Raw genomic sequence first — 17,282 nt, 5'->3', positions numbered from 1 at the left:
GTTATTGATCTGTGGACCCGGACGAGTTGCGCTCAATCAAGTCGGCCAATCAGTAGTAATTGATGGTGAAGGTCGCCGTGGCATTCGCGGGACCTGCGGTGATGCTGTCCCCGGTCTGGATGTAGCGGGCCTTCAACGGGATGGTGTAACTGGCGCCCTCGACGGCACGCGGAGTGATGCCGCTGGCGCGCAGCGTCGCCAGCGGCAGCGGCGTGCCGTTGCTGTCAGCGACTTGCAGGCCGACGCCGGTGGCCGCCGGGTCTTCGCCGGGTGCACTGGGGTTGAGGCTCATGATCCCGAGGTTGGGGGTGATGGCCGCGCGGGTCGGATCCAGGCGCACCTGCAGGACGTTGTTCCTGCGCGAGTCGAGGTTGTTGCTGCTGCCGTCGCTCAACCAACGCGGGCCGGTATTCTGGTAGTAACCATTGAACGCCGGGCAGTTGTTCAACGCGATGGCGAAATCCTTCCACGCCGTAAACGAGTTCTTGCCGGAAAACTCGTTGAGCATGTGCGTGCCCATCGGCACTGAAACGTCCGGGGTCTGGCAGGTACGCGAGACGATGTTGATGCTGCCGGAGAAGTTCACACGGCTGACTTCAAGGTTGTTGCTGGTCACCCAGCGCTGGTCAACCGTTGGTAGCTGGGCGCCCTGAATAGTGCCAGGAGACACGTCACCAATTTTGATGAAGGACATGTCGAAAGTCAGGGTGTTCTGTAACGTCCAGACACACACATTGGTGCCGCTGCCGCAGTTGGTCCCATTCCCGGAAAATGGCAATGCATTACCGGCATACCAGATCGCAACGCCAATGCCGGGCACGCCGCTCTGATAGACATTTCCCGCCCACGGCGTGCCAGCCCAGGAAGACAAGGCCAGCGGCCTGACCGGCAGACCTCGACGAGTCTCGATGTTGTACAACCCGGCAGAGCACGACAACCGCACAAACGTGGCCGCCTGAAACGTCTGCCGATAAATCTCCGCGCCCAGCGGCACGTCGCGGCCGACGGTCAAATTGCCGCCCAGCAACGGCTGGGTTCTGACCATGCTCGATGTGCCATCAATGAAGCCGCAGTCAGCCATGGCAGCACCCGCTGCCAACGACAAACCCGCCACCGCAGCACCCGATTTGAGCAAACGCATCATCTTCATCACTTGTACCCCTGTGCGCTGTTCACAGAAGCAACGCGATTATCTGAATGGTTCACCGAGCACACCGCGCTCACTTGTTGCAGCTGCTTGCCTTCGCTCTTGCCCGGCGGCAACGGCAACGCACATTGCTGATCGGCCTTGGTGCCCCAGCTGATCAACAAGCGGCGTGCACCTTCCTTGACCCGGGCATACAGCTGCCCGCCCTGCCCGACCACCCCCACCGAAACGCCACGGTCATCGACCACGCCGGCGCCGAACGGCAACGCACTGCCATCGTCCAGCGTCACGTTGAGCAGCAGGGCCTGGCCGTTCTGGGTGCCGTATTTGAGCGCGACCACGGCACCGGCACGTGGCGCGACTTGCTGACTGGTTTCGCTGAGCTCAACGTCCAGCGAGGTGCCCAGCGGATCGATTGCCACTTCGTTCAGTTCATACGGACGCAGGTACGGCACCACGGCGTTGCCATGGCGATCGAGTTTCAGCCCCGGGAAGCCAACGACCTTGGCGCCCTCGGCACCTTCGGCAGTGATCACCGCCATGGTTTCGCCGCGATACGGGGTCAGGGTCACGCCGTTGGGGTGCGCGACCACGCTGCCGCTGGCATTGAGCGACAGGCTGTCGTAACCCGCGCCCTGACTGACAGTCGCACCGACGATGGCTTTCGGGCCGATGTACTGACCGTTGACCGACGAGCTGTTGGTGCGGCTCGCACCATCGTGGCCGGCAGTCACGCCATAGTTGTACTGGCGGTCTTCACCGGCGGTGCCGCTCAGGGTCGCCTGCTGGCTGTACTGGCCATCGGTGTCACGCATGACCCGCGCCGACAGCTGCGGGCGGTTCACGGAGGAACCGAACTCCAGCGGCATGCTCACGGTGAACAGCAGGCTGGTGTCCATCTCGCCCAGACCGACCCGTGCCCGGTTGGCGCTGACGCCATAACTGACCGCGCCGACCTGCTTGTTGTAGCTGAACTGGTACTGCAGATCGCGGCCCGGCAGGTTCCAGTAATTCTGCGAATAACCACTGAACGCCACTTGCCCCCAGTCGCCCAGACTCTGGTTGGCGGTCAGTGACAGTCGACTGCGCGGACGCCCGAACAGGCTGGTGTCCAGCCCATTGCGCTCGGCGTCGAGCAACTGCACGGCGTTGCTGAAATCCAGGTAGTTTTGCGTGGAGAACCGGGTGGCTGCCACGGCAAAGTTACTGCCGGTTTCAAGGATGTTTTTGCTGTAGCTCAGGCGCGCACTCTGGCCGCTGGCGGTGCCGCTTTTGAGGTCGGTCTGGGCGTGCGTGACGTCTACCGCCATCGCTCCGACCGGCGTACTGAACGCCAGACCGCCGAGGGCCGATCGGTAATCATCACTGAGTTGCGAACCACCGTAACCGGTAAAGATATTGCTCAGGCCAAGCTGATACGTACCCTGAATCAGCTTCGCCTGGCTGTCGATGTAGTTGTTGCGGGTTTCACCGGCGGTGACGCTGAAACGCGAGGTGCCCGGACGCAGCAATTGCGCGGTCGAGGCGAACGGCACGATAAACGTCTGCTCGCTGCCATCGGCTTCGTAGACGGTGACATCGAGGTCACCGCCATAACCGGTGGAGTACAGGTCATCGATCACGAAGGCGCCCGGCGCCACCGTGGTTTCATACAACAGATTGCCGGCCTGACGCACCGCCACCCGCGCACTGGTGCGAGCGATACCACGGATCACCGGGGCGTAACCGCGCTGGGATTCGGGCAGCATGCGGTCGTCGGTGCCCAGTTGCACACCGCGATAGGCCAGGGTGTCGAAGATCTCGCCGCTGGTATTGGCCTCGCCCACGGTCAATTGGCTCTTGAGCGAGGTGATGTCGCGTTGGGCATAGGTGTTGAGGGTCTGGTAGTCCTGACCGTTGAACTTGTCCCAACTGAGCGAGCCGTTGTGGCGCAAACGCCAGTCACCGACGTTCAGCCCGGCGTTCAAGCCCAGGTACGCCGAGTCATAGTTACCGGTGTCGGTCTTGTTATGGTTGGCGTTGAAGTTGTAGCTCAGGGTGCCGGCGGTCACACCGCGATCCCACAGATCAGGGCTGACATAACCACGGGCATCACGGCGCAGGGCAACTTGCGGAATGCTGACATCCAACTGCTGGGTGGACGGCGAAAACACCGCGCTCGCGCCCTCGATCAACTGTGCGATGTCCAGGCACGCAGCGCCGCTCTCGACACTGGCCGTGGCTTGGGCAGACAACCGGCGCAAGTCCACGCCGATCAGCTCGAGCACGCCCCGGCTGAAACACACGGTCGGGTGACTGCCATCGGCCTCGGCATTGATACGAATGTCCTGACGGGTCACCAGTTTGCCGTTGACGGCGACGTCGGCGCGGTACTCACCGGGCAACACCGGGTTGCCTTGCTGGTAGGCGCTCAGATCGAGCGTACGCGAGTCTTCCGGCAGGAACGCGTCGTTGAACTGCACGTCTTCGGCCAGCGCGGCCGGGGTGGCGAACGCGCCCGAGAACCCCGCCAGCGTCTGCAGCACCAGCGCGGTCAGCGGATTCAGGGCAAAGCGAGGGCGAGCCTGCGGGCTGGCCCCCAGGCGTGGATGAGCTTTCATAGGTTACTCGTGCACTAAAACGTTCGCGGAGAGGTCAGGGCTTGAGCGGTTGTTTGATCGGCACCAGCGCGCCGTAGTCGTTGATCGCGTTGAACTCGACCTGGGCAGCACCTGCGGGCATCGACTTGAGCCCGGGCACGGCAAACAGCTTGGTTTCACCCGGCTCGACCATGCCGTTTTCACTGTCGTAGCGCTGGGTGCCGACCGTCAGTGCGAGCTCGACCTGAGACATGTGAAAGGCGCTCGGGTTGAAGGCTTGCAACGCATAGCCCTTGTCCACCGCGACGACTTTCCACTGCATCTGCTGCGGTGTTTCATTGGGGTTGCCGGGCAGTCCGTCGGGACGATAGAAAATCTTGATCCGCGAGCGGAACGCCATCTGCAACACGTTGAGGTCCGTCGGGCCTTCGGCCTTCGGCGGGATCTCCAGTACGTTGAGCCAGAACACCGACTCTTTGCTGGCCGGCAGCGCCGCACCGGTGAACATCAGGCGCAGGCTCTGGCCTTTGTTCGGGTCGATACGCGACACCGGCGGCGACAGCACGAACGGCGCCTTGGAACTGGTCGGGCTCGATTGCAGATCACCGCTGTCGACCCACGACTGCACCAGTACCGGACGTGCGCCGTTGTTGTTCAATTTGACAGTGACTTCTTTCTGACTCGCGGGATACACCACACGTGTCCCGGTGATCACCACACCGGCCTTGGCTTGCGCATACATGAGCATGGACAGCGTCAGTATTGCGCCGATTCGAATAACACTTGCGTAACGCATGCGCACCTCATTGCCCGCACGCTGACGCGCCATTGCCCCCCCTGGCCGGACGCGTCAGTGTGACTTCGGCTTACTGGTAGTCGACGTTGTAGGTCACGGAACTGATCACCGTGCCCGGTGTGGTCGCGCCGGTGGCGAAGTACTGCACGGCGTACGGCATGTTGGCCGCGCCAGTACCGTCGATGGTGTTGCGGGTGGTGTTGGTGATCTGGTTGGTGTTACCGGCCTGAATCACAGCGCCGCCCTGTTGGTCGACCAGTTGCAGTTGCACGTTGTTGGCGGTTCCGGTCATGTTCTTCAGGTTGCCGCTGATCGGGTCAACGGTGGCGCCCGAGTTGAAAAACGCAGCGGCGGTGGTCGCGGTGCCGACGCAGTTGCTCAACTGGATGTTGAAACCGGTCTGGCCTTCAACCTGCCCTGGAGCGGTCAGCAGACCGGTGGAGATGGTCGGCAGGGTCACGGTGGCGATGGCTGGCGAAACCACGCCGTCAACGGCGATGGTGCAGGTCTGGTTGCGCAGTTCACCGTTGAAGTTGATGGTGCCGTCGGCGGCGTTGGCGAATTGAGCGCCAGTGGCGGCAACCAGTACGGCGATGGCGAGAGCTTTGCGATTCATGGGACAACTCCAAAAGTAAGAGACGAATCTGTCGCGAAAGTCTGGATGGTTGTCCGACGCGAAATGCGTCGAGAGTTACAAGCCATCTGCCTGGGCGACGGAGTTATCTTGGTCTTTTGGAGAGGTCAGTCCCGTAGGCGCATTCCCTGCGGCATGTAGGACATTTCCCAGCAACAACTTAAACGAGTAACGGTTCCAACTGATCGGCCAGCCGTTCCATGGCTTGCTGCAAGCCATCGACGGCCTCGGTCAGTTGCGCCGGATCCAGCCCGTTGCAGGCTGTCTCGAGGTGCTCGCAGGCATTGATCAGCGCACGCGCCTGGATGATCCGCGCCCCGCCCTTGACCCGGTGCGCGAGGTCGGCCATGCCCGGCAAATCGTTGCGGGTGAACAAACGCATCAGTCGGGCCATGTCTTCGTCATTGCTGTTGGCCAGATCACCGAGCAGGCTTTTGATCGATGCGCGGTCGCCTCGGGTCAACTGTTCGAGGCTGGTCAGATCAATCTCATCGGTCAACGGCGTATCCGCAGACTTAGTGGCCTGCTGCACCGGTTGCGGTTTCACTTGGGCCAGTTGCGCATTCAGATCCTTGAGGCTGATCGGCTTGAACAGGCAGTCGTCCATCCCGGCCACACGACAGCGGCTGACCTCTTCGGGCTGGGCATTGGCGGTGAAGCCGAGAATCAGGCAGGGCGATAACTGACGCGTCGTCTCTTCTTCGCGGATGGCCCGGGCCAGTTCATAGCCGTTCATGATCGGCATGTTGCAGTCGGTGATCACCACATCAAAGGTCTCGCCACGCCAGGCGCGCAAACCATGGGCACCGTCCTCGGCATCCTTGACCCGGTGCCCGAGATAACTCAATTGCTGCGCCAGCAACAGGCGATTGGCCGGGTAATCGTCGATCACCAGAATATTCAACGCATGCCCGGGAGCTGCCGGCTCAGCGTTTTCACGAGGCACTTCCTTCAGCGGTTGCAGGGTCGGCAAGGCCAGTTGCACGTCGATTCGCGTGCCCTGCCCCAGCTCACTGTGCAGGCTTAACTGGCCGCCCATCATTTCGCACAACGTACGGCTGATCACCAGGCCCAGCCCGGAACCGCTGCGCGCCGACTGCGTGTTGTTGCTGGCCTGGGTGAACGGGCTGAACAAGCGCTGCTGGTCTTCGGCGCTGATGCCGCTGCCGCTGTCTTCGACCTGCAGCGCGAGGTTCAGACGCTCATCGTCACGGCCCGGCTCGACCTTGACGCTGATCCGCACCCGGCCCTGTTCGGTGAACTTGATTGCATTGCTCAGCAGGTTCGACAGCACCTGCTTGAAGCGCAGCGGATCGATCAGCACATCGCGATTGGCCGCTGCATCCAGTTCCAGCACCAGACGCAAATGCTTCTGCCGCGCCAGCCCTTCGAAGATGCGCACCACCGACTCCACCAGTTCGCGCAGATTGGCACGTTCCGGAGTCAGCGACAGGCGCCCCGACTCGATACGCGCGATGTCGAGGATGTCGCCGATCAGGTCCAGCAACCCCCGGGCAGCCCCCGACGCCACTTCGATGGCGAAGCGATCCATGATGCCCTGATCGGCTTTTTTCATCGCCAGTTCGAGCATGCCGATCACCGCGTTCATCGGCGTGCGGATCTCATGGCTCATGGTTGCCAGGAACGTGGTTTTCGCTCGGTTGGCGTCGTCGGCGCCCTCTTTGGCTTCGCGCAGTTCCTGCAGCAGATGCTGACGTTCACTGACGTCGATCCAGCCGCCAATCATACCGCTGACCTCGCCGTCGCTGCCGCGATACGGCAGCATCCAGTGATAGATGGTCAGCACCTTGTCGCCCATGCTCAGGCTGCGATCCTGTACCCGCGGCAAGCCTTCGCTCATCACTTGCAGGTAGTCGCGGTGATAGGCTTGAGCCTCATCGCGATTACTCAGCACGCCTTCGAGCACGGTCTTGCCGATCACCGCATCGCGCTGGACGTCGAACACCTGCAAATAACCTTCGTTGCACACCAGCAGCTTGCCGTCGCGGTCGCGCACATAGATCGGGTGCGGCGTACCGTCGATCAATACGCGCATGAATTCCAGTTGATCGTTAAGGGCGATTTCCGCCTGCCGGCGTTTGCGCATCAGCAACCGCAGATAGGCGATCCAGCCCAGCGCCACCAGCAACAGCACCGCCGCCAGGGCAAAGCCCTGAATGATCGCCGTGCGGTTGCGCAGCCAGTAACTGTCATCGACCACCACTTCGCTGCGCCAGCGATTGGTCACCTCATCCAGCTCTTCGGGCGGGATGCTCAGCAGGGCTTTTTCCAGGATCGAATACAGCTCCAGCGAGCCGCGTGCGGTGGCAAACGACACCTGTGCCGACTGGGTACCGACGGTGCTGGTGATGCGCAGACGCTCGCGGTACTGGCGCGAGATCATGTAACGCGCGGTGATCAGCGAATTGACCGCCGCATCGGCCTGACCGTTGGCCACCAGCGTCATCGCCTGCTGAGCGTTTTCGGCATCGACCAGCGTCACGCGCGGGTAATCCGCCACCAGCATTTCACGCAGCGGATTGCCGCGGATCAGCGCCAGACGCTTGCCCGCCATGTCATCCAGCGTGCCCGGGCTGTCGGCGCCAATCCGGCTGACCAGAACGAACGGCATGCTCAGGTACGGACGGGTGAAGCGCAGGGTGCCTTCGCGCTCGGCGCTGGGGGTCAGGGTGATCAACAGGTCGGCACGATTATCGCGAATCTGCTCGACCAGCTCCGACACCGACTGCGCACGTTGCACGTCGAATTTCAGCCCGGTTCGCAGCGCGACCTTCGCCAGCACGTCGGCGCTGATACCACGGAACTCGCCGTCCTGACCGTAAAACGACAGCGGCAGGAAACTGTCATCAATCGCCACCCGCAGGCGTGGATGCTGCGCCATCCAGCGTTGCTCGCTGGTGCTGAAATGCAGTGTCTGCTGACCGGGCATGCTCGAACCGCCGGCACTCCAGCGCCGCAGAATGGTCATCCGCTCGCCCACCGGAATACTCGCCAATGCCGCGTTGACGATGCGCAACAGCTGCTCATTGTCACGCGGCAGGGCGAAGGCAAAGTTCTGCACCTCCATCTGCGAGAAGTCGGCCAGTTGCACGTTGTTCAGGTAGTTCTTGCTGATCAGGTAATTGGCACTGATCGCATCGCCCAGATAGACATCGACATTGCCGAACGCCACGGCGCCGATGGCGCTGAGGGTCGACGGATAGAGCTGCACATCGGCCTTGGGATAGAAGGCCTTGACCGTCTCCGGCGGCAAGTAGTGATAGAGCATTGCCACGTGTTTGCCGGCCAGGTCCGGGGGCAGATCGGAGCTGTCGCCGACCCGGGTTACCAGGGTTGGCAGGTCATCGGCATAAGCGCGGGACAGCGCCAGTTCCGGGTCGGCCGCCTCGAAACCATTGGCGGTGCCGACCAGGTCCACTTCACCGTTCTTCAGCGCTTGCAGCACTTCGGCGCGCGAGGCATAGCGTCGCACCTCGACACGCACGTTGAGCAACTCGGCGAGCAATTGCACGTAATCAGCCGTCAGCCCTTCGTAGTCAGTGCCATTGCTGGTGATTGCAAACGGCGAGTAATCCGGCGCCGAAGCGCCCAGATGCAAAACGCCTTTGCTGCGCAACCAGCTCCAGTCCTGCCCGTCGAGGCTGACACTGTAATTGTCCACCGTCGAACGGCCGAGTACGCGCAGGGTTTCGGCCGGGGCCGCCAACGCCATATTGAACGTACCGGTCAGCGCCAGCGCCAGTAGCCAGGTTCGAATGATCGGGCGCATTCAGATCAGGTTGTTGCGCTTGGCAAAATCGGCCAGGTACACCACCGACTTTACATTGAGCTTTTCAATCAGGCGGGTCTTGTAGGTACTGACGGTCTTGTTGCTCAGGAGCATGGCGTCACCGATTTCCTTGTTGGTCAGACCGTTGGACAGCTGTTGCAAAATGGTCAGCTCGCGATCGGACAGGCTCTGGATCATTTCCTGTTCGGTCGCTTCGACGTCGGAGCGGCGCACGGAACTGGTCGCAAGATTGGGAAAGTAGGTGTAGCCATCCATGATCGCCTTGATCGCCTTGATCAACTCATCGATGTCATTGGTCTTGGACAGGTAACCCGCCGCACCGGCCTTCATGCAGCGCATGGAGTAGAACAGCGCCGATTGCGAGGTCAGCACCAGAATCTTGCTCTTGACGCCCAGCGCACCGATGCGGCCGATCACCTCCAGCCCGTCGAGCTTGGGCATGGCAATGTCGAGGATGATCAGGTCCGGCGCGTGCTCACGGGTCAATTGCACCGCGTCGGCACCGTTGTCGGCCTCGGCCACCACGTCGAAGCCTTCCTGCTTGAGCAGCATTTTCACCGACGAGCGGATAAACGGATGATCGTCTACAACCAACGCTTTAAACATGTGAACCCCTATAAGGCACGCCGGAATGACCCCGAAATATACGATCGTCCATGAAGTGAAAAAACCGGGATGGAGACCGTCCGGAGCGCGGTTCAAAAATACACCAGCATCCGGACAGTGTAGGAACTTTCTAGAGCTTTTCCGCGAAGTCTGCGCGAAGGCTCACAGCGTGCTGTCGGCAGACGACAACCACTGCAGCAGGACATGCCCGGTCATCGGCCGCGCGAGGTGAAATCCCTGCCCCATTTCACAGCCCAGGGCGAGCAGCGCCTCCTGCATCGAACGACTGCTGACGCCCTCGATCACCAGTTGCATGTCCAGCGAACGGGCCAGCGCCAGGGTGGTAGCGACCAGCGCCTGCCAGGATGGCTCGTAGCTGTGCTGCAGCAGTTCGCCGTCAAACTTGAGCTGATTGAACGGCAATTGGCAGAGCAGTTTCAGTGAAGAAAATCCGCTACCGAAATCATCGATGGCCAGACCACACCCCAGCAGACGCAGGCGCAACAGGCTTTCCCGGGTGTCGGGCGGCAGTTCGAGCAGACCGTTCTCGCTCAATTCGAATTGCAGGACCGAACCGCTGAAGCCATGGCGCTGCAGCGCACGCTGGATGTGCCCGACCAGTTCAGTGCCGGCCAGTTGCGAAGCGTGCAGGTTGAACGACAGCGTCAGGTTCGTACCCTGGCGCCGCAGGATGCCCAGCAGGCACAGGCCCTGTTCCAGCAATTGCTTGAACATCGTATCGATCAGGTCATACGCCAGCACCGCCGCGAGAAACTCACCCGGCAGCAATACGCCTTTGCCAGGATGTTCCCAGCGCACCAGCACTTCGGCGCCAGCGACAGCACCGTTGGCGAGCAAGAGCTGCGGCTGGAACCAGGCACGAAACTCGCCGAGGGCCAGGCCGCGCCGCACTTCGTCTTCGCCGGGCAGTTCCCTGGGCGGCTCCAGCAATGTCAACGCCGGATGCGGTAACCGGTAACGCTGCAACAGCTTGTGCAAGAGGCGCAACTGCAGCGGCGCCGGCATGACCCCGAGCAATTGCAGGCCGGACAACGAACGCATCTGGCTCAACGTGCGATGCAGCGCCGGGCGCAAATCGCTGCACAGAATCACCGCGCGCACCATGCCGGTTTCCCGGGCATGGGCGAGGAACGCCAGGCAATCGAGGTCTTTATCGATCAGGTCGCAGACCACAATGTCGACCCCGCCGCAAAGGTGCATCTGCACCATCGCCTGCTCACCGTTATTCGCCTGCACCACTTCGCGCACACCCAGACGATGCAGCATCTTGACCAGGACGCTGCGGGCAAAAGCATGATTTTCCAGTACCAGTACGCGGGGTGAGGTCATTTTCCATCCGTCGCTGCGCAGACCCGAGGATCGGCATAGTGACGGCCGAGGCGCAATGTATCTGACGGATTAATCCTGCGTGCTTGTAGGAAATTTCCCAAGCGAGGCCTTACTCGGTGGTACTCGGACTCCAGAACGCCTGCACCACCAGCGCCGACGTGGAAATCCGCGCCACCAGCGCATCCAGTTCGTCGCCGTCCACCGAAGTGGTCGCCAGCGTGGCTTCGATCTCGATTTCGTCGGCGCCGAAAGCATGCACATCGACGTCGCTGGCCGGGTAGTTGCTGCGCTCCAGCTCGGCTTCGAGCAAGGCGAACACGGCTTTCTGCTGTGAACGCCGGGCGATCACGTAAACGATGTTGGTGACTTCGGCCGACACCACGTCCAGTGGCTGGCGGTTGATGTTATTGACGATCGGCCGCAGCAAGGTGTTGGCGGCCAGAATGAACAGCGTACCGAGCACCGCTTCGGCCAGCAGGTCGGCACCGGCGCAGGCGCCGACGGCGGCTGAAGTCCACAGGGTGGCGGCGGTATTGAGGCCGCGCACGTTGCCCTCCTCGCGCATGATCACCCCGGCACCGAGAAAACCGATGCCGGAGACCACGTAGGCGACGACCCGCACCGCGCCTTCAGCGCCGCCAAGGCGGTTGGCCATGTCGACAAAAATGGCCGCGCCGACGGCCACCAGCACATTGGTGCGCAGGCCCGCCGTACGTTGCCGATACTGGCGTTCGAAACCGATCAGGCCACCGAGGATGAACGCCGCACTGAGGCTGACAAGGGTGTCGAGCAGCGAGGTGAGGTTGAGGTTGTTGATGGCTTGCATCGTCATCTCCTTGAAAAAACACAAATCCCCTGTGGGAGCAAACCCGCTCCCACAGGGAAACAGTGTTGTCCTGCTGTTATTGCCAGCCGAACCGGCGGATGTAGAAGCCCTTCACCGCCTGGGTCAGCGCCATGTACGCCAGCAGGATCATCGGCAGGAACACAAAGTACATCGACGGCAGCGCCTGCAGTTTGAAGTAGTTGGCCAGCGGCCCCATCGGCAGGAAGATCCCGACCGCCATGATGATCCCGGTCATCACCAGCAGCGGCATGGCTGCACGGCTTTGCAGGAACGGAATCTTCGGCGTGCGGATCATGTGCACGATCAGTGTCTGGGTCAGCAGCCCCACCACGAACCAGCCGGACTGGAACAGGGTCTGGTGATCCGGCGTGTTGGCATCAAACACATACCACATCAAGGCGAACGTCAGGATGTCAAAGATCGAACTGATCGGGCCGAAGAACAGCATGAAGCGTCCAACATCCCCCGGCTGCCAGCGTTGCGGCTTTTTCAGCATCTCCTCGTCGACGTTGTCGAACGGAATCGCGATCTGCGAAATGTCATAGAGCAGGTTCTGTACCAGCAGGTGCATCGGCAGCATCGGCAGGAACGGGATGAACGCACTGGCCACCAGTACCGAGAACACGTTGCCGAAGTTGGAGCTGGCGGTCATCTTGATGTACTTGAGCATGTTGGCGAAGGTCCGACGCCCTTCGAGCACGCCCTCCTCCAGCACCATCAGGCTCTTTTCCAGCAGGATGATGTCGGCGGCTTCCTTGGCGATGTCCACCGCGCTGTCGACCGAGATCCCGATGTCGGCAGTGCGCAGCGCCGGGGCGTCGTTGATGCCGTCGCCCATGAAACCGACCACATGCCCGTTGCCTTTGAGGATGCGCACGATGCGCTCCTTGTGCGACGGCGTCAGCTTGGCGAACACGTTGGTGTTCTCCACCGCCACGGCCAGTTCGGCATCGCTCATGCGCTCGACATCGTTGCCCAGCAGCAAGCCTTGCTGCGCGAGGCCGACTTCGCGGCAGATCTTCGCCGTCACCAGCTCGTTATCGCCGGTCAGCACTTTGACCGCCACGCCATGCTCGGCCAGCGCCTTGAGCGCCGGCGCGGTGCTTTCCTTCGGTGGATCAAGGAAGGCCACGTAACCGATCAGCGTCAGCTCCTGCTCATCCGCCAGGCTGTAAGTGTCACGACCTTGCGGCATCGAACGGGCAGCCACCGCCACCACGCGCAAGCCTTCAGCGTTGAATGCTGCAGTGACCTGACGAATCCGGGTCAGCAATTCATCGCTCAAGGCTTCCTCGACGTCACCGTGCTGCACACGGGTGCACACTGCCAGCACTTCTTCCACCGCGCCTTTGCAGATCAGCAGATGCGGCTCGCCGCGCCCTTCGACCACCACCGACATGCGCCGACGATTGAAGTCGAACGGGATCTCATCGACCTTGCGAAACGCCGTGCCGACTTTCAGCTCACGGTGGACTTCCACATGCTCCAGCACCGCTACATCGAGCAGGTTTTTCAACCCGGTCTGGTAGTAGCTATTGAGGTAGGCCATTTCCAGTACGTCGTCGGAATCGTCACCCCAGACGTCGACGTTGCGTGCGAGGAAAATCTTGTCCTGAGTCAGGGTGCCGGTCTTGTCAGTGCACAGTACGTCCATCGCGCCGAAGTTCTGGATCGCATCCAGGCGCTTGACGATGACTTTCTTGCGCGACAGGAACACCGCGCCTTTGGCCAGCGTCGAGGTGACGATCATCGGCAGCATTTCCGGGGTCAGGCCGACGGCGATCGACAGCGCAAACAGCAGCGCTTCGGTCCAGTCACCCTTGGTGAACCCGTTGATGAACAGAACCAGCGGCGCCATGACGAACATGAAACGGATCAGCAGCCAGCTGACTTTGTTCACGCCCAGCTGGAACGACGTCACTGCCCGATCAGTCGCACCGACCCGTTGCGCCAAGGCACCGAAATAGGTGCTGTTGCCGGTGGTGAGAATCACTGCCACGGCGGTGCCGGACACCACGTTGGTGCCCATGAACAGGATGTTGTCCAGCTCCAGCGGATTGCGCGTGTCGCGGTCGGCCTGGCGCGCAAATTTCTCCACCGGCATCGATTCGCCGGTCATCGCCGCTTGGCTGACGAACAGATCCTTGGCGCTCAATACCCGGCAGTCGGCTGGAATCATGTCGCCGGCCGACAGCACGATCAGGTCGCCCGGTACCAATTGCTTGATCGGCAGTTCGATGCGCGGCTCATCGCGGCGCATCACCGTGGCGGTGTTGCTGACCAAGGCCTTGAGCGCGTCGGCGGCCTGGTTGGATTTGCTTTCCTGCCAGAAACGCAGCAGCGTCGACAGCACCACCATCGAGAAAATCACGGTGGCGGCTTTCAGGTCTTCGGTCAGCCAGGAGATTACCGCCAACAGGGTCAGCAGCAGGTTGAACGGGTTTTTGTAGCAGTGCCACAGGTGGGTCCACCACGGCAGCGGCTGCTCGTGTTCGACTTCATTGAGGCCGTACTGCGCTCGCAGTGCGTCGACTTCAAAGTCAGTCAGGCCGTCAGTGTGGGTGCCCAGCGAAGACAGCAGTTCGCCGCTGTCGCGATGGGCCGCATCGACCAGGGTGTTGGCCAGGGTGGGCGGCACTTCACGGCTGACCGTGGTGTCGTTGATTGACTCCAGCAGCGCCAGACGGCGGAAGTGCCGGGCGATGTGGCGTGTACGCAGGAAACCTGCGAAAAATTCCTTGAGCGTAAGTTTCATGGCTGTTGCCCCTATGGTCAGCCGGGAAACCGTCGAGCAGGTACGACCGCGCCTCGTGCGCCGGAAAAACCGGCACGGCAAGGCTTGGCGCGCCAGTCAGGAAAGACTGGCGTGTCGATAGAGTTGCGATGACGACCATAAAGGTCGAAACCACACTTTTCAGTGTCGATGAGAAGGACGTCGGGACATGACCTTGCTGGTCATGATCGGGATGCCGCTGCTCGCTTTACGGCGAGACAACGGCAGAGAAAGGCTGCGCGTTATCTTGCCGAGAATCTGCCGGTTACCGAGACCGGCCGACAACTGTCACTCGAACAAGTACCCACTGTGGGTCTCCGCTATTGATGAAAACGCGCGAAGCTTACGCCTCGATGATGCGAGAGTAAACCCGGGAAAGGAGGTGTATCGGGGAATGTCGGGGATGTTCAGGAAGGGTTCAGGAATGAGTTTTTGCGGTGTATTTGAAGGCCTCTTCGCGAGCAAGCCCGCTCCCACACTGGATCTCTGCTGACCACAAAATCTGTGTTCAATGAAGATCCCCTGTGGGAGCGGGCTTGCTCGCGAAAGCGGTGTGTCAGGCGCTCAAAAATCAGCTGGCAGTCGCCAACAACAGATCCGCCATCGAACGGCTGTGCCCGCGGTTCTTGCCATGCTCATACAGCGAGCCGGCAATCTCGTCAGCACGCACCGGCAACACCGACAGCAGTGTGTCGCTCAGGCCATGGCTGGCCTGGCAAAAGCCCTGCATGTACAGACCGGCCTTGCAGCGCTCGTCGGTGATCAGTTTGTAGTTGCGATCAACCTCGAAGTCGCCCAGGTACTCTTGCAGCGGCGCCAGCAGTTTGCGGTGCATCTGGCGCTCGTAACCGGTGGCCAGCACCACGGCGTCGTAGATGCGCACGGTGACTTCGCCGGTGGCGTTGTTGCGCACCGCCAGTTCGATGCCGCGCTCGGTGGCGGTGGCTTTCTCGACGGTGGTCAGGGTGCGGAACGCATGACGGGCAATGCCCGAGACTTTCTGACGATAGAAGATGCCGTAGATGCGTTCGATCAGGTCGATGTCCACCACCGAATAGTTGGTGTTGTGGTACTCGTTGACCAGACGTTCACGCTCGGCGCTGTTCTGCTGGAACACCAGGTCGGTGAACTCTGGCGAGAACACTTCGTTGACGAACGGGCTGTCGTCGGCAGGCTTGAGGGCCGAGCCGCGCAGGATCATGTCGACCTGTACCGACGGGAACGAATCATTGAGGTCGATGAACGCTTCCGCCGCGCTCTGCCCGCCGCCGATGATCGCGATGCTCATCGGTTGATTGTTCACACACGGCTGTTTGGCCATCTGCGAAAGGTACTGCGAGTGGTGGAACACGCGGCTATCGCCCTTGAGCGCCTTGAACGCTTCGGGAATACGCGGCGTGCCGCCGGCACTGACCACCACCGAACGCGCAGTGCGCACGAATTGCTGGCCTGCGGTGTCACGGGAGATCACGCGCAGCGCTTCAACCTGATGGTTGTGCAGCACCGGCTCGATGGTCAGCACTTCTTCGCCATAACGGCTCTGCTCGGTGAACTGCCCGGCGACCCAGCGCAGGTAGTCGTTGTACTCCATGCGGCACGGATAGAAGGTGCCGAGGTTGATGAAGTCAACCAGACGGCCGTGGGCCTTCAGGTAGTTGACGAACGAGTACGGGCTGGTCGGGTTGCGCAGGGTTACCAGATCCTTGAGGAAGGAAATCTGCAACTCGCTCTGGGTCGACAGGGTGTTGCCGTGCCAGCTGTAGTCGGCCTGCTTGTCGAGGAACAGCACATCCAGCTCGCCGTGGGTCGGGCCGCGCTCTTGCAGAGCGATGGCCAGCGCCAGGTTCGAAGGGCCGAAACCGACGCCGATCAGGTCGTGAACGATGGGCGATGCAATTGCCTGAGTCATTTCCAGTGTCCTCTGGATGAACCCCTCAACAAGGGGAAAGGAGAGCCTAAGTGACCTGACCGGCCTTGAGCAGGACAGCAGGTCGTCTGTTGAGTAGGAACGAGGACAGTGAAATAAAATTTAACGACGCCGGCTCAATGGGCATCCCATTGCTTGATGCGCAGGCGGCAATGCTTCATCGCATTGACGATGTGTTTTTCCACCAGCGCCTTGGAAATGCCCAGATGTTCGGCGATCTGAGGGTGGGACAGGCCGTCGATCTTGCGCAGCAGAAAACTGTCGCGGCACAACGGCGAGAGTTCCGCCAATGCGCGCTGGAGCATCTCCAGACGCTGGCCATGATCGAGGGTGCCGTGGGGCGAGGGGGTGAAATAGCGCTCTTCGCTGTCGAGCACTTCCAGTGGTTCGACCTGGCGCAAGGCGTTGCGCCGATGATCGTCGATCACCAGATTCAACGCCGTGCGATAAAGAAAGGCCCGGGGTTGCTCGATCGGCGTGTCGCTGGAACGCTCCAGTACGCGCACATAAGCGTCATGCACCACATCTTCGGCGACCTGGCGGTTGCCGAGCTTGGCGTTCAGGAAACACACCAGCTCGCGATAGTAGTTTTCCAACATGACTCCCGGCCGCTTCGATGCGGATTCGATCCTTGAGCACACTGATCGAAAGCCCCCGATTACGGGGTAGCAAGATAGTGGCAACTTGAGGTGCGTAATTTATAGTAATTCTCATATAGATTTAAAGTGGCGTTTGTCGTTGCCCGCCAAATAGTGCCGTTCTATACCTGTAACATCCTGTGTCTCCGCTTAAATTCCCCGCAGCTTTCATCG

The 17,282-nt window shown here is 61.1% G+C and carries 11 protein-coding genes; all 11 read right to left on the bottom strand.

The features are described 5' to 3' along the window. Window positions 1-49: 49 nt before the first annotated feature. The 11 genes from U862_RS0110730 to U862_RS0110675 all read right to left on the bottom strand — a co-directional run bounded on the left by U862_RS0110730 (window position 50) and on the right by U862_RS0110675 (window position 17,069). Window positions 50-1,150 carry a fimbrial protein gene (locus U862_RS0110730; RefSeq protein WP_025110406.1) on the bottom strand — a complete coding sequence of 367 codons (1,101 nt, stop codon included), beginning with the start codon at window positions 1,148-1,150 and terminating at the stop codon, window positions 50-52. Beyond that, complete coding sequence (locus tag U862_RS0110725) at window positions 1,150-3,747, bottom strand: fimbria/pilus outer membrane usher protein (protein ID WP_025110405.1); 2,598 nt, start codon at window positions 3,745-3,747, stop codon at window positions 1,150-1,152. Before U862_RS0110725 ends, U862_RS0110730 begins: the two co-directional genes overlap by 1 nt. Window positions 3,748-3,781: 34 nt before the next feature. After that, complete coding sequence (locus U862_RS0110720) at window positions 3,782-4,522, bottom strand: molecular chaperone (protein ID WP_025110404.1); 741 nt, start codon at window positions 4,520-4,522, stop codon at window positions 3,782-3,784. Between the two features lie 70 nt (window positions 4,523-4,592). Next, a complete protein-coding gene (locus U862_RS0110715) occupies window positions 4,593-5,138 on the bottom strand; it encodes a fimbrial protein (RefSeq protein WP_025110403.1) in 546 nt (181 codons plus the stop codon). 178 nt (window positions 5,139-5,316) lie between these two features. After that, window positions 5,317-8,946 (bottom strand): transporter substrate-binding domain-containing protein, encoded by a 3,630-nt coding sequence (locus U862_RS0110710; protein WP_025110402.1) that lies wholly within the window; start codon window positions 8,944-8,946, stop codon window positions 5,317-5,319. Continuing rightward, entirely contained in the window at window positions 8,947-9,573 is a 627-nt protein-coding gene (locus U862_RS0110705; protein WP_025110401.1) for a response regulator transcription factor, read from the bottom strand. 162 nt (window positions 9,574-9,735) lie between these two features. Then, the gene (locus U862_RS0110700) at window positions 9,736-10,923 is read right to left on the bottom strand and encodes an EAL domain-containing protein (RefSeq protein ID WP_025110400.1); all 1,188 of its coding nucleotides are present in this window, start codon (window positions 10,921-10,923) and stop codon (window positions 9,736-9,738) included. Between the two features lie 109 nt (window positions 10,924-11,032). After that, window positions 11,033-11,749: an MgtC/SapB family protein gene (locus tag U862_RS0110695; protein WP_007968289.1), complete on the bottom strand. Its 717-nt coding sequence runs from the start codon at window positions 11,747-11,749 to the stop codon at window positions 11,033-11,035. 76 nt (window positions 11,750-11,825) lie between these two features. Beyond that, window positions 11,826-14,525, bottom strand: a complete 2,700-nt coding sequence (mgtA, locus tag U862_RS0110690; protein WP_025110399.1) for a magnesium-translocating P-type ATPase — start codon at window positions 14,523-14,525, stop codon at window positions 11,826-11,828. Window positions 14,526-15,114: 589 nt separating this feature from the next. Then, the gene (locus tag U862_RS0110680; protein ID WP_025110397.1) at window positions 15,115-16,452 is read right to left on the bottom strand and encodes a lysine N(6)-hydroxylase/L-ornithine N(5)-oxygenase family protein; all 1,338 of its coding nucleotides are present in this window, start codon (window positions 16,450-16,452) and stop codon (window positions 15,115-15,117) included. Window positions 16,453-16,586: 134 nt separating this feature from the next. Beyond that, window positions 16,587-17,069 (bottom strand): sigma-70 family RNA polymerase sigma factor, encoded by a 483-nt coding sequence (locus tag U862_RS0110675; RefSeq protein ID WP_025110396.1) that lies wholly within the window; start codon window positions 17,067-17,069, stop codon window positions 16,587-16,589. Between the last annotated feature and the right edge of the window lie 213 nt (window positions 17,070-17,282).

The sequence above is a fragment of the Pseudomonas sp. H1h genome, assembly GCF_000633255.1.
Lineage (GTDB): Bacteria > Pseudomonadota > Gammaproteobacteria > Pseudomonadales > Pseudomonadaceae > Aquipseudomonas.
This window is presented reverse-complemented; position numbering and strand designations above follow the sequence as displayed.